Source organism: Sphingobacterium sp. NPDC055346 (assembly GCF_053645235.1).
The window spans coordinates 558729-582582 of record NZ_JBSHMI010000001.1; the positions used below are offsets into that span (position 1 = coordinate 558729).

Here is a 23854-nt window from a genome sequence, read left to right on the forward strand (position 1 = left end):
GAAATGAGACAGCAAGAATTTTTAGAATTGGCAGACCGCTACCTCAACGGCCAGATGGATCCTAAAGAAAAGGAATCATTTGAACTGTTGTGCGATCAAGACCCAGATTTGAATGCGCTTTTTCTATCGCATGCTGAATTCGTGCAAACCATGAAGCGCCATGAAGCGCGTGCAGAGTTTAAAAGTCAATTGGAAAAAACCATCCAGGAACAGCCTAACGAAACTATTGTGGTTCGTTTGTGGAAGAAATTAAAGATCAATGCCGTGGCAGCAGCTGCTGTCGCCGTTCTTTCTTCTTTAGCTACGCTGTATTCAACCGGATACTTCTCTACGCTGCGTAGAGCCAATTCGGACTATAGCGCCCTTAAAAGAGAGATAAATAGCGTTAAACGCAACGTCAATGCTCACCACAATGCCATCAGGAACATCAACAAGGAAAGCAATGCTCCACAGGATGCCCTTCAATATGGTGCAACTGGATTTATGCTGACCAAAGATGGCTACGTAGTAACAAATTTTCACGTCGTGAGTGGAGCTGACTCCATCCACCTACAAAACAATAAAGGCGATTCTTATAAGGCTTCCATTATCTTCGTGGATTCTGAGAAGGACTTAGCTATCCTGCATATTTCAGACTCAAACTTTATCGCTCAATCGGCAAATATCCCATATACGTTCAGAAGACAGAACACCGATCTTGGTGAAGGTATCTACACCATCGGTTATCCACGGGATGAAGCTGTATATGGCGAAGGCTACTTGAGTTCCTCAACAGGTTACAGCGGTGATACCACAGCTTATCAAATCTCTGTACCCGTAAACCCGGGTAACAGTGGGGGCCCAGTCCTTGATAAGAACGGAAATATCATCGGTATTATCTCCGGTAAACAAAAAGGTCTCGATGGAGCAGCTTTTGCGATCAAGACCAAAGCGCTGATCGAAACATTGAACCGTATCCCAGAAGAATCCCTGAAAGGGAACATCGTTCTGAACAATAAAAATAGCCTATCAAATTTACCTCGTACCGAGCAGATCAAAAAGTTGCAAGACTTTATCTACATGGTCAAGGTCTATTAAAAATAAATTGGACTTTTGTATGAAGCAAGGTGTTACAAACATGTAGCACCTTGTCTGTTTTTATACCTACCCTTCCCGACAAAAATTATATCACTTTGATTTTAAATATCTTATTCATTATATTTAATAAAAAAACAAAGTGAATATGCGGACCTTTTGGACCTATTTTTTCATCTTTCTAGCATTGGCAATCTTTGTACAGGTTTTTCAATTCTTGTCATCACACAGCGCTTTTGAGCTCGACTATGGAGCTATCTTAAAGCAACTATGCCTCGTGACCCTTATTGCCCTGATCACTTCGTATATCGTACCTAGAAAAAAGAAAAATCCATTTAAAGAAAAAGCCAACTAACTAGAGTTGGCCTTATACATTATCCTGTCCAGATAAACCGGATGGGCTTATTTGTTTGGTTGCGGAGTCGTCCTCAAGTAAGGTTTGATCTCCTTATATCCTTTCGGGAACTTCGCTGGAATATCCTCAGTCTTGATCGCTGGAACAACGATTACATCCTCTCCATCCTTCCAATCCGCTGGAGTAGCCACCTGATAGTCTGCAGTAAGCTGCAAGGAATCAATCACACGCAAGATCTCATCAAAATTCCTTCCTGTTGAAGCTGGGTAAGTCAAGGTAAGTTTTACCTTCTTGTCTGGCCCGATTACAAATACCGAACGCACTGTAGCTGTCGCAGAAGCATTTGGATGGATCATATCGTACAACTCGGCCACATGTCTGTCCTCATCTGCGATGATAGGAAAATTAACCTGTGTATTCTGCGTTTCATTGATATCCTTTACCCAACCATTGTGGTCCTCAACGGAGTCAACGCTCAATGCCAACACTTTTACATTACGCTTGTCGAACTCGGATTTCAATTTTGCCGTACGACCTAATTCTGTGGTACATACCGGTGTATAATCTGAAGGGTGTGAATACAGGACAGCCCATTTGCCGTCTATATAATCATAGAAATTTATATCACCCTCTGTTGTTTTGGCTTGAAAGTTTGGTGCATCATCACCTAATCTTAAACTCATATCTATTAATGTTTATAATGAACGAAATTGTTTACTCTATCAATATAGTAGATTTTATTGTAAATCGCAATACAGCGGTCTGATTTCAGATTTTTCTTACAATCATTTTACTTTTATGGCTCACAACTAGATAACACTCAAGGCAGAACAAAGGTTTATCAGGATAAAATATTTTTCATCCACACAGATAATATTTTAGTTTTTATTATGCTTGCATAATAAAATATAATTATATTTGAGATAACCTTATAAGCAAAGTGATGAATTTCGAACTATCAGAAGAACATAAAATGATCCGCGAAGCTGCCCGAGAATTTGCTCAGGAGCTTAAACCCGGCGTAATTGAAAGGGATGAACTGGCCAAGTTCCCGACCGAGTTTGTCAAAAAAATGGGCGAACTAGGTTTTATGGGCATCATGACGCCAGAACAATATGGCGGTGCAGGCATGGATACGCTCGCTTATGTACTCGCTCTGGAAGAGATCGCCAAGATAGATGCCTCTGCGGCAGTGATCATGTCGGCCCACAATTCCCTGGTCCTATTCGGCTTGAACGAGTTCGGAACCGAGGAACAAAAGCAGAAATACCTAAAACCCTTGGCTTCCGGAGAAAAACTGGGCGCCTTTGCGCTATCCGAACCAGAGGCAGGCTCTGATGCCTCCTCTCAACATACCATGGCTGAAGATAAAGGTGACCATTACTTACTGAACGGTACAAAAAACTGGATTACCAATGGTGGTAATGCAGATATCTATATTGTTATTGCCCAAACCCACCCTGAATTAGGGCATCGTGGGATCAATGCACTCATTGTTGAAAAAGGCACTCCTGGATTTAGCATTGGCCCAAAAGAAAATAAATTGGGAATCCGCAGCTCGGATACCCATTCCCTAATGTTCTCCGATGTCAAGGTTCCAAAGGAGAACCGGATCGGTGAGGATGGATTCGGATTCAAGTTTGCCATGAAAACCTTGGATGGAGGCCGGATCGGTATTGCTGCACAGGCCTTAGGCATTGCTGCTGGGGCGTATGACCTTGCATTGGCCTATTCTAAGGAAAGAAAGACCTTCGGCAAACCTATTTCAGACCATCAAGCTATTCAGTTCAAATTAGCGGATATGGAAGTAGATATTGAAGCAGCAAGGTTACTGACCTATAAAGCTGCCTGGACCAAGGATCAAGGTCTTCCTTACGGAAAGATCGCTGCCATGGCGAAATTGAACACTTCCGAAGTGGCCATGAAGCATAGCGTGGAAGCTGTACAGATCCATGGTGGTTATGGCTATGTAAAAGAGTACCATGTAGAGCGACTGATGCGAGATGCCAAGATTACACAGATCTATGAAGGAACATCTGAAATCCAGCGCTTGGTCATCGCAAGAGAGGTATTGAGATAAGAAACAGGTATAATTATTAATAAATCAAAGTGTAACTAAGAAAAGAAAGCCAGGCAAATTGCCTGGCTTCTTTTATGAATGGAATTCAATGATTCACATCTAGTACTACAATGGGTTCTGAACCACTACACCTAAGGTTCTATCAATTTCACCTTGAGGGATCAAGAACTCCCAACGTTTATCTCCTGCAGGAATTGAAAACTCCACGGCAAGGGAAGCAATGTGATTTGCTCCATTTCTATCCAAAGGAAGGTTCAATCTCTTCAAATCGTAGAACCTGAAGCCTTCACCCCATAACTCAACTCTTCTTTGGGTCAAGATCTCTTCGATCAGGCTTGCTCCTGTATTGGTAGAAAGAACATAGTCAGGGTCCCTGTTTTCAGCAAGTTCCAACAGCACATCTTTCGCAGCAGCTTCTGATCCTGATCTTGCCAAAGCTTCAGCTTCGATCAAGTACATTTCCGCAGCACGCATAAACATCAAGTCACCATTACTATTTCCAGGGTTTGTCAACGTGAATTTTCTGGTCATATATGGCATACGAACACCACTTGCTGCAACTGGGAATGTTTTATCCGCTCCAGTTGGATCCCAAACACGCTTGCGAACGTCAGTATCTGAAATCTTATCATACAACAACGAGTTAATCGCCTTAGGGTTACCACGAGTGTTGGTAGAACTGAAGTTACCTACATAAGCATAGAACGAATAAAAATAGGTTGGTTGGTCTTCTCTATGACGGATACCCCAAATCCACTCTGGATTGGCAGATGTTGTAAACGAGCCAATATATTGAGCGTTGGTCATCAGGTCATAATCAGCACGAGCTTCTTTGGCAAATTTTGCCGCAGTTACATAATCTTGTTGAGTCAAAGCAACACGAGCTTTCAGACCTTTTGCAACATCGATATTCAAATGTGATACATCAGGTCTGCCTGACGCATTTGCAAATAATGCAATCGCATCATCTAGGTCTTTATTGATCTGTGTATAAACTTCCTCAACGGTATTGCGTTCAACAGCTGTAGTAGATTTATCCAAGATAATGGAAACACCTAAACCTGAGTTATTCCCACCTTTTACATAGCGTTTACCAAATAGTTGAATCATTTGATAGTAGCCCCATGCCCTGTATGACAAGGCCTGTCCTTTGATGAAGTTTTTATCTTCTTCAGGACCTGCTGCGCCATCGATATTATTGATGATCTGGTTCGCGTTTCCAATCAAGGCATAGTAAAAACCATAGTTATACTGGTTGATCGATGAGTTGGCATCTCTATGGCTGATCCATTTGTATTCACTATTGAACCAACCATTGGCTGCGCCGGTCATGACAAAGTCGTCACCAAGCACTTCCATATAAATCATGTTACCGCTCTGTCCACCCGCAGCTTGGTTACTATACCACTGCGAGTACATTAGACGGTGCATACCATTGATCGCTGAATATGCATTCTCTGTCGATGCAAATACGACTTCTGTATTGATTTTATCACTAGGGTCTTTTTGCAGAGCCTCCTTTTTACATCCCGAAAGGAAGAGTACAGCAGTCAATACTGTTCCTAGAATAGGGTATTGTAATTTTCTATTAAATATTTTCATTGTCTTAAAGTCCGAAGTTAATACCAAAGTTAAATGTTCTCGCGTGGTTGTATGAGCTATTTCCAGTTGGACCAGTCAGACCACCCACAGGGTTAAATCCTTTTTTCGCAGACCAGAAGTATAGGTTTTCAGCACTCGCATAGATACGCGCTCTCTTAATACCGATTCTGCCTGAGAATGATTCCGGAATTCTATAACCCACATTGATCGCACTGATATTTAAGTAAGATGCTTTAGTCAACCATCTTGATGAAGCAGCACCATGTTGTGAAGTTCTACCAACGTCCATGCGTGGGATATCAGTTACATCACCAGGGTTTTTCCATGCTCCAAATAGATCTGAATGCAAGTTAGCACCATTTGAAGGTCCTGAACTCATCAAACCTGCATAGTATCCATCGTAGAAATATCCACCAACACTATAGGTCAAAACAAATCTGAAGTCAAAATTCTTGTAAGTAAAGTCATTCACAACACTACCATAAACTGGAGGAATTGCTGATTTATCTAACCATGACTGACGGGCCGAGTTATGGTTTGAAGTAACGGTGTCTACACGTCCGTTATTCTCGATCAATTTATGTTCTGGGTTTGAAGCATCGTATGTTACACCATCAGCAAGTCCTAGGTACAATGCGTTTCCATTTTCAGGATCTACACCATAGTATGTTCTTGTATAATAATCATACAATGATCTTCCAACTGCGCGCTTGTATGGGCTACTCACCAACTCTGGAGTTTCCTTAGGCATCGCTGTGATCTCATTCTTCACAGTAGTTACGTTAACAGTTAGGTTCCAGTTGAAGTTTTCCTTTCTGATCAAACCTCCTGTTACACTTGCCTCGATACCTTTGTTGGTCATTGCTCCAACGTTTTGGTTGATCGCATATGATCCCGCAGTTGTACCACCATTATGGTATGGCTGATTCACGCTGAACAATAGACCATCTGAATTTCTATAATAATATTCTAGGGAACCTGATAGTCTTCCGTTCAAGAAACTGAAATCTACACCCACGTCCAATGGCTTTTGTGTTTCCCAAGTCAAACGATCACTACCTAATGAAGCATAGATAGATCCAGGGGTTGAAGCATTGTTATAACCAATTTCATATCCTGGCTGATAAGGATAATAAGAACTCAAATCAGAGTTACCTAATTGTCCATAAGAGAATCTAAGTTTTAATAGATCTGTGTAATCATTCTTGAAGAAGTCTTCTTGATCCAATCTCCATGCAGCACCTACTGACCAGAAATTCTCCCATCTTAAGTTTGCAGGGAACCTAGAGTTACCGTCAGCTCTCAACATTGCACTTAAGTAGTATCTGCTGTTGTAGTTATAGTTTACACGTCCAAAATAACTCTCAATGGAATTTTCACGAAGACCTGATGTCAATGAACTGATATCAGTAAAGTTCTCCATAACATTTACCCCCTGGAATCCTTGTCCGGTTCTCATACCGCTTAGGTCCTCGATCTTGTACGAGTAGAACTCATGTCCCAATACAGTTTCCAAGTTATGAAGTCCAAATGTGTTATTAGCTCTTAATAATTGGTTGAATGTATAAGACAATTGTCTGTACCAACTTTGGTTGTAGCGTCCAGCTGGAGCACCGTCACCTACAATTGTATTTTCATATCCTTCTGAACGGTTATTTTCTAAATCCGGACTGAAGTTCATCGTAAATGTCAACCAAGGCAATACATTTACGTCCATATATGCTCTCGCACCAATAAAGTCACGGTTTGATTTACTCGTATTGTACATGGTTTCTGCAATCGCGTGACGACCGCTATTGAAAGGTCTAGATAGACCAAACTCTGAAACCAAGTTACCATAGTCGTAACGTTTTACACCAAATTCATCATAAACGATCTTTCCAGTTTCTGGATCATGTACATAAACAGGATAAATTGGAGCAATTCCTCTAGAGAAATAGAACGGGTTGTTGATACCACCACCATCATAAGCAAAATCAGCTTTTCTAGAAGCAGCGTTTAAGTTCACACCTGTCTTTAACCAATCGGTAACTTTTGTATTTACGTTAACTCTACCTTGGAATCTTTCATTCATCGAACGTAATCCCCATCCATTATCCTTTAAGTAGTTTAATGAGGTATAGATGTCAGTAGAATTAAAACCACCTGAATAGTTCAGGTTATATTCATTACGCTTTCCTGCTCTTGCAGCTTCGTCCTCCCATGAAGTAAATCCTTCATAACGGAACTTCGCGTTCGGGTTTAATTTACCATCAACGCCAACTAAAGCATCGTTAGGTACATCAAAAGCGTTGTAATTACCTAGGTATTGAACAATATCTTGGTATGTTTTACCATTGTAAGTCTGTAAGCCTTTAGCATTTCTTGGCAATAGACCAGAACCTAATTGTTTCGCAACATCCATTGGGATTTTTGCCGAACCAAAAGCCAGGTTGTTGGTGTAAGCCTGCCACATTAATTCATAGTACTGTCCTGCATCAACAGTTTCATAAGCCGGAACCCCGTTTTTATTGAAACCGTATTGCGCTGACACGTTCAACTCAGACTGACCAGATTTACCTTGTTTGGTAGTAACCATGATCACACCGTTTGCACCACGTGAACCGTACATCGCAATAGTAGCAGCATCTTTCAATACCGTTACGGACTCCACATCAGCAGGGTTAATATTGGTCATTCCCCCATCAAATGGAACCCCATCTACAACAACCAATGCGCCTTGTCCTGCAGAATACGATCCAAAACCACGAATACGGATACCTGGTGACGAACCCGGAGCACCAGATGGCGCGCTAGATTGGATACCTGGACCAGCCCCCTGTAAGGCAGTCAACACGTTAGAAATCGGCCTTTTGTCGATTTCTTTGGTGCCAATCTGTGTCGCAGAACCCGTAAAGTCAGATTTTTTCACCGTTCCATAGGCTACAACAACAACCTCATCCAAAGCATCAGAAGTAGAAATTAAGGAAATATTCAAGGTTGATCGGCCAGATGCGGATTGAGTTAAGGTCTCATATCCAATAAAAGAAAATGTCAATCGACCATTCTCATTCACCATGATCGAGTAATTTCCTTGTTCATCAGTTTGGGTAGCTGTGGATAATCCAACAACTTTTACCGAAACTCCAGACAGGGGCGTTCCTGTTGTAGCATCAGTAACCTTACCACTCACCTGACGACTTTGCGCATTCAGCAATCCAATGGACAGCATAAACAGCACAAAAAAGCTGAGTAATTTTTGTTTCATAATAATTGTTTGAGTTTTGTTAAATAATTGTTTTCATTAGGGACGAAGGTTAGTGCGTCCTATTAGTTACCATAATTTGGGCAAGTATATAACAAAAAATTAACATGAAACAATAACTTTCATCACTTTTTTAACCAAGCACTGTTATTCATTGATAAAATAATAGGAATCAAAGAAATAAATACTCATTTTTTTAACTGAAAAATTTATTTTGTAACAGAGCATACAATAAACAGGCTAATTCCGCCGTTAATCGGGAAAATTCCGAGCTACACAATCAGCTTTTTAAATTTTTGCAATAAAATTTGCTATTTAAATAAAAATTCCTCTTATAAAAGAGGAATTTTTTATAAAACATTGTCAATCTTTGATAAATAATCAAAATCTTCAAAAGAAAAGGCTCCCGTTTTCTTCATGTTCCATTCGAAAAGAAACTTGGCTTTCTTCAATAAGGCATGGTCCCGATTCATCAAACCATCATACATCAGCAATTGAGCCAATGGCCTTATTTGCTCCGGCTCCAAAGCCACAATAAACTCCTCTAACCCAGCAGTATCTGTTTCTAAAAAGAAACCCCTATCTTTCTTAAAAAAATCCGTGTACCCTTCAGTCAGGTCCATCGGTTCTTCTGTTTCGTCAAATGCAGTGTACCGATCAACGACCAACCGCATGTACTTCCCCATCTCATTGATCCAATTTAGGATGGTATCTTTCTCAAATCTAATTCCCATAACTATCTTATTTGTCCTTCTCCCGTCACGAACCACTTCTCGGTAACCAGTTTTTCTAAAGCAAATGGCCCACGGGCATGTAATTTCTGCGTGGAGATGCCTATTTCGGCTCCCAATCCAAATTCGCCCCCATCCGTAAATCGAGTGGACGCATTGGAATATACCGCTGCAGCATCTACCGCATTCATAAAGTTCAGGATATTTTTTGAATCAGCAGAAACAATACACTCAGAATGTTTGGATGAATACTTTGCAATGTGATCAAGGGCTTCCTCTAGACCAGATACTACCTTCATGGAACAGATCAAGTCCAAGAACTCCCTGCCAAAATCATCTGCCTCCGCCTTACCCAATTCCGTATAGCCTTGTTCCTTCAGGCTTGCATAGCTTTGACCATCTGCCAATACTTTCACTTTAGCTTTCTCAAATAAGGGAACTAAATTCTTTACAAACCCATCTACGATCTCCTCGTCCAGCAAGACACAGTCCAAGGCATTACAGACCGATGGTCTTGAAATCTTTGCATTGGCTACAATCTTGGCTGCCAATTCCAGATCTGCGGTCCTGTCCACATAGGTATGGCATACCCCTGCACCCGTTTCGATCACGGGAACCTTGGCGTTTTCACGTACAAAGTCGATCAAGCCTTGGGATCCTCTAGGAATGATGATATCTACATATTTGACCGCCGTCAATAGCTCAGCGACAAGTTCCCGATCAGTTGGCAACAGTTGAACAATATTCGGATCTTGCCCATAACTTTTCAATACCTTTTGGATCAAACCAACCAAATAGGAATTACTGTACCAGGCATCCGATCCGCCCCTAAGCAGACAAACGTTGCCCGATTGGATACAAAGGACCGCAACATCAATGGTCACATTGGGCCTTGATTCATAGATAACCCCTACGACACCCAAAGCCACCGATCTCTTTTCTACCAAGAGCCCATTATCGAGCGTTTTACTGCTCAATAACTTCCCAGTAGGATCATCCAATTTAGCAACAGCCCGCACACTGTCAGCAAGGTCTTGGATTCTTGCTTCAGTCAACCTCAACCGATCATATTTGGAATCCGAAGGATCCATTCGGTCCAAATCCTTTTTGTTTTCTTCAATGATCTGTTCGGAACGATCCAATATTTCAGCCGCAATGGCATTCAGTATTTCAGCCTTCTTTTCAATCGACAATTGTGCAATGGCTCTTTTGGCCTTTCTGCTATTTTCAAGTTCGGTTAATATCGTTTTCTTCATTTTAATTTCCTTTATAGCAGCACAATATCATCGGCATGCGCAATTTCAATATTCTTCTTCTCAGACTTAGACCGCAACGAAACCGAGTCTATCTTCGATTTAGCCACAGCATGGATCACATGGTCTTCATCAGCAATCTGGAAGACCTCACCGACCTCAAAATCTTGGATAATTTTGTTTACACCCACAGCCAATAAACTTTTTCTTTTGTTCAAGGCTGCTAAAGCACCCTTATCCACCTGTACCAAGCCTGTAATCAAACTACCACTCGCCAACCATTTGTTTCGGGAGGAAAGCTTTTTCTCCTGAGCTTGGCATATCGTCCCGGTATCTCCAGCCACTGCTTTCAAGATCCCATCCTCGGTTTTCATCGAAAAAATAACCGCTTTGATGCCCATTTGATTGGCCAACCTTGCAAAATTCAATTTTGAGATCATCCCTCCTAATCCTACAGCAGATTTTTCCTCCTTTGCCAAAGCCAATGCCGCTTTGTCAATGATCTTCAACTCCGGTATTACCTTCCCATGCTCGTCCAAGACCCCCGGTACTGAAGTACTGAACAAAATCTGCTCGGCACCAAAACCCACAGCAATCAAGGTCGCTAGTTCATCATTATCAGAGAACTTGAGCTCTTTATTGCTGACTACATCATTTTCATTGGCGATAGGGATTACATTATTCTTCCACAGCGTTTCGTAGGTACTCTTCAACTGTAAAAACTGGCTCCTGTTTGCAAAGTGATGTCGCTCGCATAGACTTTGCGCCAATGCAATCTTAAAAGGCTTGAAGTAGGTGCCATATGTGCGCACCAACAGGGGGTTTCCAATGGCTGCAGCGGCTTTCTTCTGGGCAAGGGTACCCGTGTATTTAGGGATAAACTTCTTTCCGGCAGCAACAGCACCCGATGAAACGATGACAATATTATATTTCGGCTGTAACTGCGCGCATTGACGAGCGATCTCCAGGACAATTCTTTCATCAATTTCTCCATCGGTCGTTATGGCCGCCGAACCAAACTTGATGACCAGTATAGGTTTTTTCATTTTATGATATAATCAAAATATTAAGCAGTTTATTGTTGAAAAACTAACAATAACAAAGAATAGATATAAAAATATGAATTATTAAGCGCTTTTCAATCGTTTTCCTTGATATAGAGATTGTAAAAAGCTGATAAGATTAGCCCAGATTCGTGGGTCGTAAGGCATTATTTAGGAATAATGCGGCTGAAATAAGCAATGACAAAGGGCCGGTAATAGCCTTCCAGGAAAGTTCATTTGTACCAAATGCCAAATAGAGTTCATAAGTGCAATACAGCAATAGAATGGCGGTAATGGTAAACATAAATATTGCGAACTTCTTGCCCATAAAATAAATATAAGGAAAATCAGTTTAAAATCTACTGATTCGGTATAGAAAAAGGCTAGAATAAATTAGGCCCTCCCTGTTTAATGAATAGTTATGTTTGAATTTAGAAAATCATTAACTTTATTTTCAGATACTAGCCCTTCCTTTTCAGAAAAACCACACAAGATTTAGCCCTATAAAGCTTCATTACAGTAAACCATTAATCTAAATTATCATGGGAAACACTAAGTACCCCAAATTCCTTTTCCTGGCCATTGTTTTCATGTCATTAATTCAGGTTCGATGTGCTGAATCCATTCCAGAGGACTGCCAAGAGGAAGAGGTTGAATTTACTTCAATCAACATTGATCCCACTTGCAGATTCCGTATAGTTGATGAAAAACTAGAAGATAGGTTTCTCGTCATTGAGTCAAAGACAGAACTGGAGAAAGCAATTGCCTTTGTCGATTCTGAGGCCAATGAGCCTTGCAAAGAAGTTTCAAAAATGTTTTCTGAAATAGATTTTAAGACACAAAGTTTATTGATAGGCAAGAAACTAGTTCAAGGGATATCTGCTACACTAATTAGTCAGCAGGTCAACAGAGACTGTGCGAACCATGGGATAGTCTACTCTGCAAAAGTCAAGAACGGAAATTATACCGCTATGGGCACTTATTTGTTTGCAGTCATCGTTCCAAAGCAGCATGCCAATGTCCGATTCAATATAGAAGTGATCCAGTAATACACATGAAAAACACCCAAATCAAGGGTGAAAAAATCATCCCTAAAACAGGGTTTCATTCGAGACATATTCGAGACATGTTGCGGAACCATTCGGCAAAATCTTCGAATTTCTAAGACAATGCTCCGATGAAAAATGAACAGTAGCTCAGGACATTTTGCGAAAGTTCCGAATGTGTCTCGAATAAGGTCAAACCGAAATATAGATCGCACAGACTTATGACAAAAAAAGAAATGGCCAGAGTTTTTCTCTAGCCAATCCAATATAAATATTTTTAACGTCTCTAGTTAGTCCAAGATCAATTCCACTGGGCAGTGATCGGAATGAACCGCTTGAGAAAGGATTCGAGAGGACTTGATACTGTCCTTCAGATCATTGGAGACCATATTGTAATCGATACGCCAACCTAAGTTTCTCCCTCTTGCTCCAGCACGATAAGACCACCAAGTGTAATGATGCGGATCCGGGTTGAGGCGCCTAAAAGAATCGGTATATCCCGAGTTGATAAAGTTCTCCATCCATTCACGCTCTGCCGGTAGGAAACCCGAACTATTGGCATTGGATTTAGGGTTATGGATATCAATGGCACGGTGACAGATATTAAAATCGCCACAGACCACCAATTTCGGTTTTTCTTTCAAAAGGTCATTGCTGTACAATTGGAAATCATCCAAGAATTTGTATTTGAAATCCTGTCTGACATCCCCTGTCGTTCCCGAAGGAAAATACACACTCATCACGGAGGCTTTATCAAAGTCGGCACGGATTACCCTACCTTCAAAATCATAATCCTCATGGCCACAACCATATTCAATATGGTTAGGGGTAATCCTGGTGAAGATAGCAGTACCGCTGTAGCCTTTTTTCTGAGCGGGGTACCAATAATGCTCATAGCCCATCTCCTCTAATAAAACCAGTTCAGGAACCTGATCTGGAGTTGCTTTAATTTCTTGAATACAGATTACGTCTGGGCTTTCAGCCTTGAACCAATCCAGCCAGCCTTTTTTCAAAGCGGCGCGGATACCGTTCACATTATAGGTAATGATCTTCATCTTAAGGAAGTTTGTAGGTTTTGGATTTCATGGAATCAAACAGCTTGGTAAAGAAGCCTTTCTTAGGAGGAAGCCCTTGCAACTTGCGTTCAAGGTCCAATGCCTGTCTCCTATCCAATAATTTCATGGCAAAACGCTCATCATTATAGGGGCGGTCGTTGTCATCGGTCTTAACCGCTGCAATGCTATCTACAACAGCAATTCCTTCGATCAACTCACCAAACACTGTGTACTCACCATCAAGATGAGGAGTTCCACCAATAGTTTTGTAGGTTTCCCTTTGCAGTGGGGTCAATTTCTTGCCTTTCAACCTAAATTTTTCCAAAGAGTCAAGTGCAGCTTCAGAGAACACGCGGCCTTGAACCAGGTAGAACTGAGATGCCGAGGACTCCTTGGCAGGATTATTATCACGTGCAGCACCTAATGCCCCTTTCTTGTGGATAATATCGGCTTGGATTTCAGCAGGGACCTTGTAATCAGGACCACCATTACCCAGTTGCTGTCTGCTGCCTGCATAACGTGAATCAGGGTCACCACCTTGGATCATGAAATTATGGATGACACGGTGAAACAATAAGGAGTCGAAATAGCCTTCATTGACCAATTTGACAAAATTATCACGGTGTTTACGGGTTTCGTTATAGAGTTTGATAATACCGTTGCCTTTACCGGTTTTTACTTCAACATAATAGTTTTTTGGAGTCTGTGCATATACAAAACTCAAGCCCATCACAAAGGCAAACAACAATACAATTTTTCTCATATATTAAATGAAATTTACATCTTCAAAATAATCAATTATCAAGGATTTGATAATCATTTCCTGTTCCATAAGGGTATAATTAGGAATCGGCTTAATGAGCTTCCAATGTGGCCAGCCCTGTTCATCCTGCCCTTCGAGTTCATAAAACCCTAAGCTACTGAAAAGTCTACAGGTCGCTATGTGCATCAACTCTTCTTTTTCTCTTTTTGAAAACTCCTGCGGACCTTTTCCCAATTCCTGAACACCAATCAGGAAAAGCATGACCTTGATATCAGGAATGTCCATATCGAAGTTCTTGGCGATTGCTCCTTGCAATTCTGCCCACTTCTTATTGATCTCTGCTGCTTGCATGAATTTAATTTTCTGACCAGTCTTGAATGAGTTCTTTACATCGAGATTCAATCAGTTCAAAGACTGGAACGAACATGTTTGAATCATAGTATGGATCTGGAACAATATCATCGATCAGAAACAGGGAAACCTTAGCTCTATCTTCTTCAGATATGGCCATCCCCACTACGTCTGCATAGTTCTGTTTGTCCATCACCAGAATACGGTCATATTTAGAAAAAAAGGAAGGATTAAAATGTTGGGCCCTTTGACTGGAGATATCAATACCCCTTTCTTTAGCCACTTGGATAGATCGACGATCAGGTGCCTGGCCAACATGCCAATCTCCCGTACCCGCAGAATCTATCTCCCAAGACAACCCGCTCTCCGCAACCATGTGCTCCATAATGCCATGAGCCAATGGAGACCTGCAAATATTCCCTAAACACACCATTAGTATTTTCATGGTTTCAAATATAACATTATCTAGTTAGTATTGAGATGTGAGATATGAGATATTAGACACTAAAAACAGACATATGACACAAGACACAAGAAATTTCTGGCGGGCTAACTGAATGGCTCGTGGATAGACTCGGTCTTGCCATCCTCAATCTCTGATTGAGTACCTGTACGCCAATATTAAGGACGCTAATTGGACTTTAGGTGCGTAATATTCCGATATGTTTCGTGCCTCAACTGGACAGCTTAAGGGATACATTTGGGCAATACAACCCTCAGAGGGCAATGTTATTGAGTTACTTCTGATTCTGAACAATTAGTGAAGAACCTGTACGGTTCCTCTCTCTAAAATCCTGACAACCTTAACTAAATGAAATCCCTCGTTAGGGCAGGTTCTACGGTCTTGTGTCTTATATCTATTAGTCTAAAAGGCAAAAGGGGCCACAATCCCATGTGGCCCCTTTTACTTTTTATTATTTTTACTAGTATTTCAATGGAACATTGAATTGAACGGTACTACCTCTTTCAGGTACGCCGGTAATACGGACGATGTTTCGGCGAGTGCTACCTAGAGCAGCCTCTACATCATCAACATTGTTTACAGGTTTACCATTAACTTCAGTAATCACCAATCCTCTTTCAACGCCGAAGTATTCGAAAACACCACCTCTGTGTACTTGTGATACAACTACACCTGATTTGATGTTTAATTCTTGTTTGCGCGCATTGCTTGCAGGAACAAAACTAGCACCTAATTTATTGAAGATCTCTGTTGCAGATGCACTAGATTCAGCATCTTCAGTTTTCGGTTTGCTTTCCTCACCTTTCAGGGTCAATGAAACATCTTTCTCTTTACCGTCACGTTTGTAAGTGATCTTCACTTTATCACCAGGACGTAAGCGAGCAACATATTCCTGTAGGTCCGGAGTTCCGTAGATGACACGGCCTTCAACCTTGGTCAAGATATCACCAGATTTAATGCCGGCAGCTTCTGCAGCTCCACCTTTCAATACATCACGTACATATAGTCCGTTTACATCTTCAATACCTTTTTCAGCACGTAACTGATCGTTGATCTCTGTAAAGGTCACACCTACATAACCACGTTTAACACTTCCGAATTCCTTGAAGTCATCGACAATCTTTTTAGCAAGGTTAATTGGGATAGCGAATCCATACCCAGCATAAGTACCGGTTGGAGAAGCGATAGCGGAGTTGATACCGATCAGTTCGCCTCTAGCATTAACCAATGCACCACCACTGTTACCTCTGTTGATAACGGCATCTGTTTGCAAGAATGATTCAACAGCATTGCTGATCATTTGCTCTTGTTGACCCATTCCACCATATCCACGGCCTTGGGTCGGTTCGTCCAAGATACCGATACGGCGGCCTTTTGCACTGATGATACCAGCAGTAACGGTAGACTGTAAACCTAGGGGATAACCTACAGCTAACACCCACTCACCTATCTGAACGTTATCTGAGTTACCTAATTTAACCATCGGAAGGCCAGTAGCATTTACTTTAATTAAGGCAAGGTCAAAGTTTGGATCTCTACCGATCACTTTGGCTTCGTACTTGCGCTTATCGGTCAAGACCACTTCGATTTTATCGGCCTCTTCCACCACGTGGTTATTGGTTACAATATATCCATCAGGAGAGATCAGTACCCCAGAACCTGACGCTGTTGCAGGACGAGCCTGACCGCGTTGTTGTGGGACGCCAAAAAACTCTTCGAACATATCGAAAGGTGAACCGCCACCACCACGGTTACCACGGCTTGCCATTGTTACTTGAATATGTACGACCCCCGGAGAGACTGCCGCTGCAGCTTGGGTAAAATCCGGATTTCCGGTAGAAGAAAGAATCTCTTCGCCGGGGTTGTTTGCATAATATACTTTTTGACGTTCTTCAAACGTCATGTTGTCCATCTGTTTGTTTTCGAAGAGTTTAAACCCACCCACGGCTATGGCTCCTCCTATGATGGCTGCTAATAAGGTTGCACCTATCTTTTTCATATCTATAATTAATCTAACTTTTTTTAATTTATGTTTCCTAATTCAAATGTAATACCATTCAGAAGGCCTTAAAGACTTTTGTCAGTTAAAAAATGTTAACGGAAGCCTGCTATGTCAAGCATTTAACAAGATTTAACAAAAGTTCGGTTTATTGTAACAAGAATATTAAATTTACAGCAGAAACTCAACAAAATGTCAAAAGAAATCCAATTCTACAAATACCAGGGTGCAGGCAATGATTTTATCTTGATTGATAACAGAAAGGGCTCGTTTGATGCCAATAACCAACAATTGATCCAAGAGCTTTGTGACAGAAGGTTTGGGGTTGGTGGAGACGGATTGATGCTTCTTCAAGATACAAATAATTATGATTTCCAAATGCTTTACTTCAATGCAGATGGGAAAGAAGGGACCATGTGTGGAAATGGAGGGCGTTGTTTAGTTGCTTTTGCCAGGGATCTTGGAATCATTTCCCGCGATACTGTCTTTTTGGCAGTCGACGGAAGACATGATGCTCAAATCCAGCAAAATACTGTAAACCTTGGCATGATTGACGTGAATGAATACAGTATGGATGGAGAGGCATTTGTCCTAAACACAGGCTCTCCTCATTATGTTGAGTTTGTAGAAGATTTAGCACATAAAAATGTTTTCCAAGATGGCCATGCGATCCGGAACAACAGTACCTATGGCGAGAAAGGCATCAATGTAAACTTTATCCAAGCGGAAGAAAACGGGTATTTTGTGCGGACTTTTGAACGGGGCGTAGAGGATGAGACCTATGCCTGTGGAACGGGGGCGGTTGCTTCGGCAATGAGTGTGGCATTGAAGTCCGGCAAAGATGGTGATTTTCAGATTCCGATCCGAGTATTGGGTGGACAGCTTCACATTTCTTTCCACAAAATAGGGCATCAATTCAGCAAAGTTTATCTTTCGGGACCTGCAATCCAAGTATTTCAAGGAAAAATCGATATTTCATAATAATTTAACCTCCTTAATTTTGGAGAAAAAGACCTAATACACGTATATTAGTAGCTTTTTCTACGGAAAGTATAGGATGCAGCAGGTCGACACAATAACTTCTTATCGTTTGGTTTACTCATTAGGGAAGCACCCCTACCTGGGCTACCTAATAGAACCCCATATTGTACAGCTCAACCAAAATGGATCTTATTCCCTATCCTATAAAAGGGTTTTCAGCAATACCGTAGATGAATTTTCGGATGCCTTAGATGAAGTCGATTATGAACTGATCCGTCTTTGTGATGAAATTGAACAGACACAGTTGATCAAACGGTTCCATAAAAAAGCAATCCGTCCCGCTGATTACTTCTCCAAGATCTTTGACCAAAAAATCTACGAGCATATACGTCCAAAGATCGAAAGCCGTTTATTACATATACTGAACAACATTGGCGATAAGCCACTGTTCTTGATGAGCAAGGATGGATATCCTGCAGAGCTGGAACTGAAAATAGCGGATAAACCAACCAGTATCCTTTTCCATTTCAGAAGGAATGAAACGGAAACACGCTATTTTCCGACCCTCAAATATGATGGGCTCCGCATGGAATTTATGTACAAGAATGCGGATGTGATAGTCAACCAACAGGCTTGGCTGCTCTTAGAGAATGTCTTGTATTATTTCGATGAAGAACTTGAGGGCAAGAAATTGACCCCCTTTTTAAACAAACGCTTTATTTCAATCCCAAGGAATACGGAGAAAAAATACTTCGAAACCTTTGTGACCTCGCTGATTGAAAAGCACCATGTATATGCCGAAGGTTTAGAGATCATCAACTACAGGGAACAAGCGATCCCTCAACTTAGGATCGTCTATAGCCCAGAACAAGAAGCACAGCTGCAACTGTATTTTGAATATGGGGAATACAGCTTTCCTGCGGGCGCACAGCATCCAGTGACGGTCCGTTATGTCTATGACAAGGAAAAGGATTCCCATCAGTTCTACAGGATAAAAAGGTCCCTACAATGGGAGGAAAAGAAAGCCAAAACCTTAGAAGATTATGGATTGGAGCGTGCTGACGCCCTATTTGGTTCCTACCTGCCTGTTACCGGGATCAACGGCTATCGAATTTCCAGCATCGAGTGGGTCAATGAGCACCTTTCGGAATTGACCGAAGCTGGCTTCCATATCGTCCAAAACCATAATGACAAGAAATTCCTGATCGGCAAGACCAGCATCAGCATTGAAGTCACCGAGAAGAACGATTGGTTTGACATATCCGCAATCGTACGGTTCGGGGAATATGAAATACCTTTCATCAATCTTCGTCAGCATATATTGAACAGGATCCAAGAATTTGAATTGCCAAATGGTGAAATAGCCATTATTCCTCAGGAATGGTTCTCCCAATATGAGCACCTATTCCAGTTTTCATCACAAAAGGAGGGCATTCGATTAAATCGGACACATATCGGATTGTTAAACGATGTCACCGAACATACCCAAGTCAGCATGCAGCGCAAGTTGAACAAACTTGGGGAGTTTGATGAGATCGCAGACATCGAGACACCGAAAGAATTTAAAGGTTCTTTACGTCCTTATCAAAAGGCTGGCTACAACTGGTTCCACTTCTTGCAGGAATACCGCTTTGGCGGCCTTCTAGCAGACGATATGGGTCTAGGTAAGACGGTTCAGACCTTGGCGCTATTGCAGCAGCAGAAAGAAACCTTGGCCGCCGACCAGCCTAAAACCTCCCTGTTGATCGTACCGACCTCCTTGATCTTTAACTGGCAGAAGGAAGCTGAAAAGTTTACGCCTAAATTGCGGGTATTGTTACATACCGGAACTTACCGCAGCAAGAACAACTTTGCCTTCAGTCATTTTGATTTGGTGATCACGACCTATGGGGTGGCGCGAATTGATGAAGAACTGCTATCAGGCTTTTACTTCAATTATATTATTCTGGACGAGAGCCAGAACATTAAGAACCCAAGGTCTAAGTCTTTTTCGGCCATTAAACACATCAAAGGAAAGAACAAACTGGCCTTGAGTGGTACCCCTATCGAGAATTCGGTAGCTGATATCTGGTCGCAGATGTCCTTTGTCAACCCCGGCCTTTTGGGCAGTTACACTTATTTCCAGAAGGAATTCGTCCTGGCCATCGAAAAGAAAAAGGATGAGGAAAAAGCGAGACGCCTACAGGCTATCATAAAACCTTTTGTATTGCGAAGGACCAAGTCTCAAGTTGCGACGGAATTACCACCGAAATCGGAGCAGATTTTCTATTGCAGCATGACCGAGGAGCAGTCTGAATATTACGAAAAGGTAAAATCGGAATATAGAAATGCACTGCTGGACGGTGCTTTCACAGGGAAAGCGACCCAGATTGCCTTGTTACAGGGGCTTACCAAATTGAGGCAATTGGCAAACCATCCGCTAATGATCGATAGCCAATACAAGGACGGTTCTGGAAAATTTGATGCCGCGATAGAGACCATGGATTCCATCTTAAATGAAGGTAACAAGGTCTTGATATTTTCCCAATTTGTAAGGCATCTTCAGATTTTCAGGGATTATTTTGACAAGAACAAAATCCGTTATGCATATCTGGACGGTTCTACGACAGATAGGAACAATGCCGTAAAGGAATTTAAGGAAAACGAGGAAACCCAAGTCTTCTTGATTTCCATTAAAGCTGGCGGTGTCGGATTGAACCTAACGGAAGCGGAATATGTGTTCATCTTAGACCCTTGGTGGAACCCTGCAGTCGAACAACAAGCCATTGACCGTAGCCACCGAATCGGACAGACCAAAAATGTATTCATCTATAAGTTTATAGCCAAGGATAGTATTGAAGAAAAAATCCTCGCCTTACAGGGAATGAAGAAGTCCCTGGCCAGTTCACTCATCAGTACAGAAGAGAGCTTCGTGAAATCACTAAGCAAAGAGGATATCAATGAACTTTTTAGTTAATTCTTCCCTGAAAATATTACAATTCAGACAGCACAGGTATTTTTATTGAAAATCAGGTATTTCTAACATTCCTGCCACATTTCTATATTCCTTCCTTGAAATCCTAATTTTCAATTGGCTCATATTTCAATTTTATCTTGAAACAGCACTAATATTTACTTTTCAATAATTATTAAGGAAAATATTACTCTAAATTCCCCACTCTATTTTGAACTTTATCTAGAGAAAATCTACCATAGACCTAATAGGCAAAAGTTACAATGGATTTCGGTTATAGCTTGTAAAATTTTTTACCTGACTTATTTACACAAATATTAGCTTGAATTAAATTTTAGCCGACATTCTTTTTCCTAAAAAGACTGTTTTGTTTTCTCAGATTATTGATATTAAGGCATAAAACTTTTTTGTGGTTAAACAATTACATATTTTCCCATTATTTAATAATCGAATTAAATATATTTATACATTAATACAATTAACACCTAAAAAGCAGTAAAATGTACAAACTCGATTTTTTCACGCAGTATGGCCAGTTCTATTTGGTGAACATAGCTGAGGTCAGTGAAATGGACGATCTGGAGTTTTGGAGCGACAAGGCGCTAAAGGAGCGCCTAGCGGTGGAAAAAAACACGTTGGGAGTTTCCGTTGAAAACGACTTCTCCATTGTCAAGGGTGAACTGGAAACTTTAGAGGCCCCAAATGAGGACATTGATCCTCAAGCGGACCATATCGTAGAAGGAAGCCTGGAGATAACTTCAGGGGTTATGGAAATCCAAGACTGTCCAAATAGCGAAACTATTCTCGCTGTGCCATTAGAAAATGGGGCATACAGGGTCAGGATTTATTCCTATAACCTTAATGACCCTTACAATGGAATTGATGACCGCAACCCCAATGATCACTACCGGATAGAAATCTGGAAAGAAGCTCCTTCAGACCGGAAAGTCCTAAAACAATGGATCCGAAACTATTAAGAATGAAAATGATACTTTGACTAACGCCTTACAAAGTATCTTTTAAAACTTAATTCCCTGCCCCCTTATCTTTTTCCTCTTCGCTATATAACAAAAACCTATCGGCAAAAAGTTGATTCTTCTTCAAGTCGAAATAAGTATGGTTCCTTAATTTTCCCTCTATCTCAATATCCTCTGTAAACTCATAGTAATGTGCCTTATTGAGCGCCTCTTTATGCGCATTATCGATCATTAGGAAGTCAACTTGGTAATAATCGTCATCAGGGCTTGATGAAGACAGGCTTAGTTCTTTAGCATTGAACGGCACTATTTGGATGGTTCTATCATTCAATATCCATTCTTGGGCTTTTAACCCAATCGATTTGTTTACTACGGTTTCAAGATCAGGCTTTCCCCATTCTTTATATAGGATAGATAGTATGCTATCCCTCGTCGCCAAAGATCTATAAAAAGCTAAGGCCTGGTAGGCAACAGGTTTTTTATGGAGATCGGTGACTACCGAAACGGTCTTGAAGATCAATGGTCCATAGGAAGCGATACTGTCTTTGAAAGGGCTTTCCAGGAGAAACCCAAAATCAGCTTTTGGAACCTGAATATGGATTGCACTTATAATTGGATCTTTGATCCGGTATGCCAGCTTCTCATCACTCAGTTCATGTTCCATTAAGGAACCAAGACTAACATTATTTTCCTCTGCCATCCAATTCCCAAAAATGGTTAGGACATTTTCATCAAAATTGGAGTTTTTCAGATCCAATACATCTTTATTGGTTTTGTTTTCGGTTCCTTCTTGACATGAAATCATTAAAAGAAGCAATAGAATAAAGCTGATCAGGGAATTTCTCATAAACGAAGTATTGCGGATGATATATGTATAAATATACCCAATTTACAATTGTGTATGTCTTTAATTTCCAAACAATTGTGAACAGCTTATGGAGGAGACTTAAAAACAGAATGGGCAATAAGTTGCCTTATTGCCCATTCGATAATTCATTTTGTACTTAAAGAGCGGCTCTAAAGTTTACCACGCTTTCAGTAACTTCTGGAAGGCTGTTTTCCCAGTTATATTCGTATTCAGCAGAAAGCATTCCTTTGAAATTTTGGCGCTTTAATTCTGCCTGTACCTCTTTCATTCCTAATTTACCTGTTCCCCAGATCACATCATGCGCTTTTTTATCACCGAAGGCGTTCAAATCTTTAAAGTGAACATGGTAAACCCTGCCTTCAAGTTTTTTAAGGCATTCAATCGGATTTAATCCTGATCTCATCCAGTGACCAACGTCTGCTGCAGCTCCCATTCTTTTGCTTCTTCCCTCTAGGGCCTTAAGCACTACATCAGGATTCCAGTAATGCGATGGATCAGGATGGTTATGGATGGCAACTTTGATATCGTATTTATCACAAAGTTTTGAGATATAGTCCAATTGATTTTCTGCTGGTTCTGCATTGATTACTTTAATATCAAAGTCCTTAGCAAATTGGAATACTTTTTCCCATTCTGCTTCATCCTTTGCACCTACTACACCATAAGCATGAACGGTAATCCCTCTGTCCTTTAAAAGTTTTTTCACTAATTGACGTCCTTCTGGAGAAAGTTCATAAGTCATTTTTTCTGAGCTACCCCCGCCTACAGTTTGACCAGGGAAAGCCTCTACATAACGAAGGTTTGCCGCAGCGATCTTATCTAATGCTTCTGCAAAAGAAAATAGTCTGAAGGTATAGGCTTGAGAACCTAAATGCCAACCTAACTTTTCTTCAGGGAATGGGCCTTTAGCCTTTACGGTTCCCTTTGCTGCAGGGGCATTGCTAGAGCAGGATGAGAAAATGACCAAGGCAACGGCCAAGCATCCTACAAACAATTTACTAAGTTGTTTCATATAA

Annotated in this window: 19 protein-coding genes; 6 read left to right on the forward strand and 13 right to left on the reverse strand. The window is 41.1% G+C overall.

All coding sequences use genetic code 11. The features are described 5' to 3' along the window. Window positions 1-3 precede the first annotated feature (3 nt). Complete coding sequence (locus tag ACWICE_RS02375) at window positions 4-1077, forward strand: S1C family serine protease (protein ID WP_185215857.1); 1074 nt, start codon at window positions 4-6, stop codon at window positions 1075-1077. Between the two features lie 399 nt (window positions 1078-1476). On the opposite strand, the gene ACWICE_RS02380 is transcribed toward ACWICE_RS02375, so the two are convergent. Continuing rightward, complete coding sequence (locus ACWICE_RS02380) at window positions 1477-2112, reverse strand: peroxiredoxin (RefSeq protein ID WP_185211376.1); 636 nt, start codon at window positions 2110-2112, stop codon at window positions 1477-1479. 260 nt (window positions 2113-2372) lie between these two features. Between ACWICE_RS02380 and ACWICE_RS02385 the strand changes: the two genes are divergently transcribed. Then, complete coding sequence (locus ACWICE_RS02385) at window positions 2373-3509, forward strand: acyl-CoA dehydrogenase (RefSeq protein ID WP_313261037.1); 1137 nt, start codon at window positions 2373-2375, stop codon at window positions 3507-3509. A gap of 105 nt (window positions 3510-3614) precedes the next feature. Here the strand turns inward: ACWICE_RS02385 and ACWICE_RS02390 are convergent, their stop codons facing one another. The 5 genes from ACWICE_RS02390 to proB form a co-directional block, all read right to left on the reverse strand. Beyond that, window positions 3615-5111, reverse strand: a complete 1497-nt coding sequence (locus ACWICE_RS02390; protein ID WP_454290654.1) for a RagB/SusD family nutrient uptake outer membrane protein — start codon at window positions 5109-5111, stop codon at window positions 3615-3617. A gap of 4 nt (window positions 5112-5115) precedes the next feature. After that, window positions 5116-8358: a SusC/RagA family TonB-linked outer membrane protein gene (locus ACWICE_RS02395; RefSeq protein ID WP_254526580.1), complete on the reverse strand. Its 3243-nt coding sequence runs from the start codon at window positions 8356-8358 to the stop codon at window positions 5116-5118. A gap of 347 nt (window positions 8359-8705) precedes the next feature. Next, window positions 8706-9089: a hypothetical protein gene (locus ACWICE_RS02400; RefSeq protein ID WP_313261039.1), complete on the reverse strand. Its 384-nt coding sequence runs from the start codon at window positions 9087-9089 to the stop codon at window positions 8706-8708. A 2-nt stretch (window positions 9090-9091) separates the two neighbouring features. After that, entirely contained in the window at window positions 9092-10342 is a 1251-nt protein-coding gene (locus ACWICE_RS02405; protein WP_254526582.1) for a glutamate-5-semialdehyde dehydrogenase, read from the reverse strand. 11 nt (window positions 10343-10353) lie between these two features. Continuing rightward, window positions 10354-11385, reverse strand: coding sequence for a glutamate 5-kinase (proB, locus tag ACWICE_RS02410; RefSeq protein WP_185211382.1), 1032 nt, complete (start codon window positions 11383-11385; stop codon window positions 10354-10356). A gap of 539 nt (window positions 11386-11924) precedes the next feature. Between proB and ACWICE_RS02415 the strand changes: the two genes are divergently transcribed. Further along, window positions 11925-12431, forward strand: a complete 507-nt coding sequence (locus ACWICE_RS02415) for a hypothetical protein (protein WP_454297550.1) — start codon at window positions 11925-11927, stop codon at window positions 12429-12431. A 287-nt stretch (window positions 12432-12718) separates the two neighbouring features. Here ACWICE_RS02415 and ACWICE_RS02420 read toward each other — a convergent pair whose 3' ends face one another. From ACWICE_RS02420 to ACWICE_RS02440, 5 genes are all read right to left on the reverse strand, one after another. Beyond that, entirely contained in the window at window positions 12719-13483 is a 765-nt protein-coding gene (locus tag ACWICE_RS02420) for an exodeoxyribonuclease III (protein ID WP_454297551.1), read from the reverse strand. A 1-nt stretch (window position 13484) separates the two neighbouring features. Next, on the reverse strand, window positions 13485-14246 hold the full coding sequence (locus ACWICE_RS02425; RefSeq protein ID WP_185211386.1) for a peptidylprolyl isomerase: 762 nt from the start codon (window positions 14244-14246) through the stop codon (window positions 13485-13487). Window positions 14247-14249: 3 nt separating this feature from the next. Further along, a complete protein-coding gene (locus ACWICE_RS02430; protein ID WP_093101611.1) occupies window positions 14250-14597 on the reverse strand; it encodes a hypothetical protein in 348 nt (115 codons plus the stop codon). A 4-nt stretch (window positions 14598-14601) separates the two neighbouring features. Beyond that, complete coding sequence (locus tag ACWICE_RS02435; RefSeq protein ID WP_185211387.1) at window positions 14602-15042, reverse strand: low molecular weight protein-tyrosine-phosphatase; 441 nt, start codon at window positions 15040-15042, stop codon at window positions 14602-14604. A 478-nt stretch (window positions 15043-15520) separates the two neighbouring features. Further along, window positions 15521-17059, reverse strand: coding sequence for a Do family serine endopeptidase (locus ACWICE_RS02440; protein WP_185211388.1), 1539 nt, complete (start codon window positions 17057-17059; stop codon window positions 15521-15523). A 192-nt stretch (window positions 17060-17251) separates the two neighbouring features. Here ACWICE_RS02440 and dapF point away from each other — a divergent pair, with 192 nt between their 5' ends. The 3 genes from dapF (at window position 17252) to ACWICE_RS02455 (ending at window position 21970) form a co-directional block, all read left to right on the forward strand. Beyond that, the gene (dapF, locus tag ACWICE_RS02445; protein ID WP_185211389.1) at window positions 17252-18040 is read left to right on the forward strand and encodes a diaminopimelate epimerase; all 789 of its coding nucleotides are present in this window, start codon (window positions 17252-17254) and stop codon (window positions 18038-18040) included. Between the two features lie 76 nt (window positions 18041-18116). After that, window positions 18117-20996, forward strand: a complete 2880-nt coding sequence (locus ACWICE_RS02450; RefSeq protein WP_185211390.1) for a DEAD/DEAH box helicase — start codon at window positions 18117-18119, stop codon at window positions 20994-20996. Between the two features lie 497 nt (window positions 20997-21493). Further along, complete coding sequence (locus ACWICE_RS02455; RefSeq protein WP_454297552.1) at window positions 21494-21970, forward strand: hypothetical protein; 477 nt, start codon at window positions 21494-21496, stop codon at window positions 21968-21970. Between the two features lie 49 nt (window positions 21971-22019). Here ACWICE_RS02455 and ACWICE_RS02460 read toward each other — a convergent pair whose 3' ends face one another. Together ACWICE_RS02460 and ACWICE_RS02465 are read right to left on the reverse strand one after the other, a co-directional pair. Further along, window positions 22020-22817 (reverse strand): hypothetical protein, encoded by a 798-nt coding sequence (locus ACWICE_RS02460; protein WP_454297553.1) that lies wholly within the window; start codon window positions 22815-22817, stop codon window positions 22020-22022. 157 nt (window positions 22818-22974) lie between these two features. Next, entirely contained in the window at window positions 22975-23850 is an 876-nt protein-coding gene (locus ACWICE_RS02465; RefSeq protein WP_185211393.1) for a sugar phosphate isomerase/epimerase family protein, read from the reverse strand. Between the last annotated feature and the right edge of the window lie 4 nt (window positions 23851-23854).

Bases quoted from the DNA above. Each gene is read 5' to 3' on its own strand.
- ACWICE_RS02450 (WP_185211390.1), top strand. From the start codon at position 18,117: ATGCAGCAGGTCGACACAATAACTTCTTATCGTTTGGTTTACTCATTA.
- ACWICE_RS02375 (WP_185215857.1), top strand. From the start codon at position 4: ATGAGACAGCAAGAATTTTTAGAATTGGCAGACCGCTACCTCAACGGC.
- proB (WP_185211382.1), bottom strand. From the start codon at position 11,385: ATGAAAAAACCTATACTGGTCATCAAGTTTGGTTCGGCGGCCATAACG.
- ACWICE_RS02415 (WP_454297550.1), top strand. From the start codon at position 11,925: ATGGGAAACACTAAGTACCCCAAATTCCTTTTCCTGGCCATTGTTTTC.
- ACWICE_RS02380 (WP_185211376.1), bottom strand. From the start codon at position 2,112: ATGAGTTTAAGATTAGGTGATGATGCACCAAACTTTCAAGCCAAAACA.
- ACWICE_RS02395 (WP_254526580.1), bottom strand. From the start codon at position 8,358: ATGAAACAAAAATTACTCAGCTTTTTTGTGCTGTTTATGCTGTCCATT.
- ACWICE_RS02385 (WP_313261037.1), top strand. From the start codon at position 2,373: ATGAATTTCGAACTATCAGAAGAACATAAAATGATCCGCGAAGCTGCC.
- ACWICE_RS02400 (WP_313261039.1), bottom strand. From the start codon at position 9,089: ATGGGAATTAGATTTGAGAAAGATACCATCCTAAATTGGATCAATGAG.
- ACWICE_RS02435 (WP_185211387.1), bottom strand. From the start codon at position 15,042: ATGAAAATACTAATGGTGTGTTTAGGGAATATTTGCAGGTCTCCATTG.
- ACWICE_RS02465 (WP_185211393.1), bottom strand. From the start codon at position 23,850: ATGAAACAACTTAGTAAATTGTTTGTAGGATGCTTGGCCGTTGCCTTG.
- ACWICE_RS02420 (WP_454297551.1), bottom strand. From the start codon at position 13,483: ATGAAGATCATTACCTATAATGTGAACGGTATCCGCGCCGCTTTGAAA.
- ACWICE_RS02440 (WP_185211388.1), bottom strand. From the start codon at position 17,059: ATGAAAAAGATAGGTGCAACCTTATTAGCAGCCATCATAGGAGGAGCC.
- ACWICE_RS02455 (WP_454297552.1), top strand. From the start codon at position 21,494: ATGTACAAACTCGATTTTTTCACGCAGTATGGCCAGTTCTATTTGGTG.
- ACWICE_RS02425 (WP_185211386.1), bottom strand. From the start codon at position 14,246: ATGAGAAAAATTGTATTGTTGTTTGCCTTTGTGATGGGCTTGAGTTTT.
- dapF (WP_185211389.1), top strand. From the start codon at position 17,252: ATGTCAAAAGAAATCCAATTCTACAAATACCAGGGTGCAGGCAATGAT.
- ACWICE_RS02390 (WP_454290654.1), bottom strand. From the start codon at position 5,111: ATGAAAATATTTAATAGAAAATTACAATACCCTATTCTAGGAACAGTA.
- ACWICE_RS02405 (WP_254526582.1), bottom strand. From the start codon at position 10,342: ATGAAGAAAACGATATTAACCGAACTTGAAAATAGCAGAAAGGCCAAA.
- ACWICE_RS02460 (WP_454297553.1), bottom strand. From the start codon at position 22,817: ATGAGAAATTCCCTGATCAGCTTTATTCTATTGCTTCTTTTAATGATT.
- ACWICE_RS02430 (WP_093101611.1), bottom strand. From the start codon at position 14,597: ATGCAAGCAGCAGAGATCAATAAGAAGTGGGCAGAATTGCAAGGAGCA.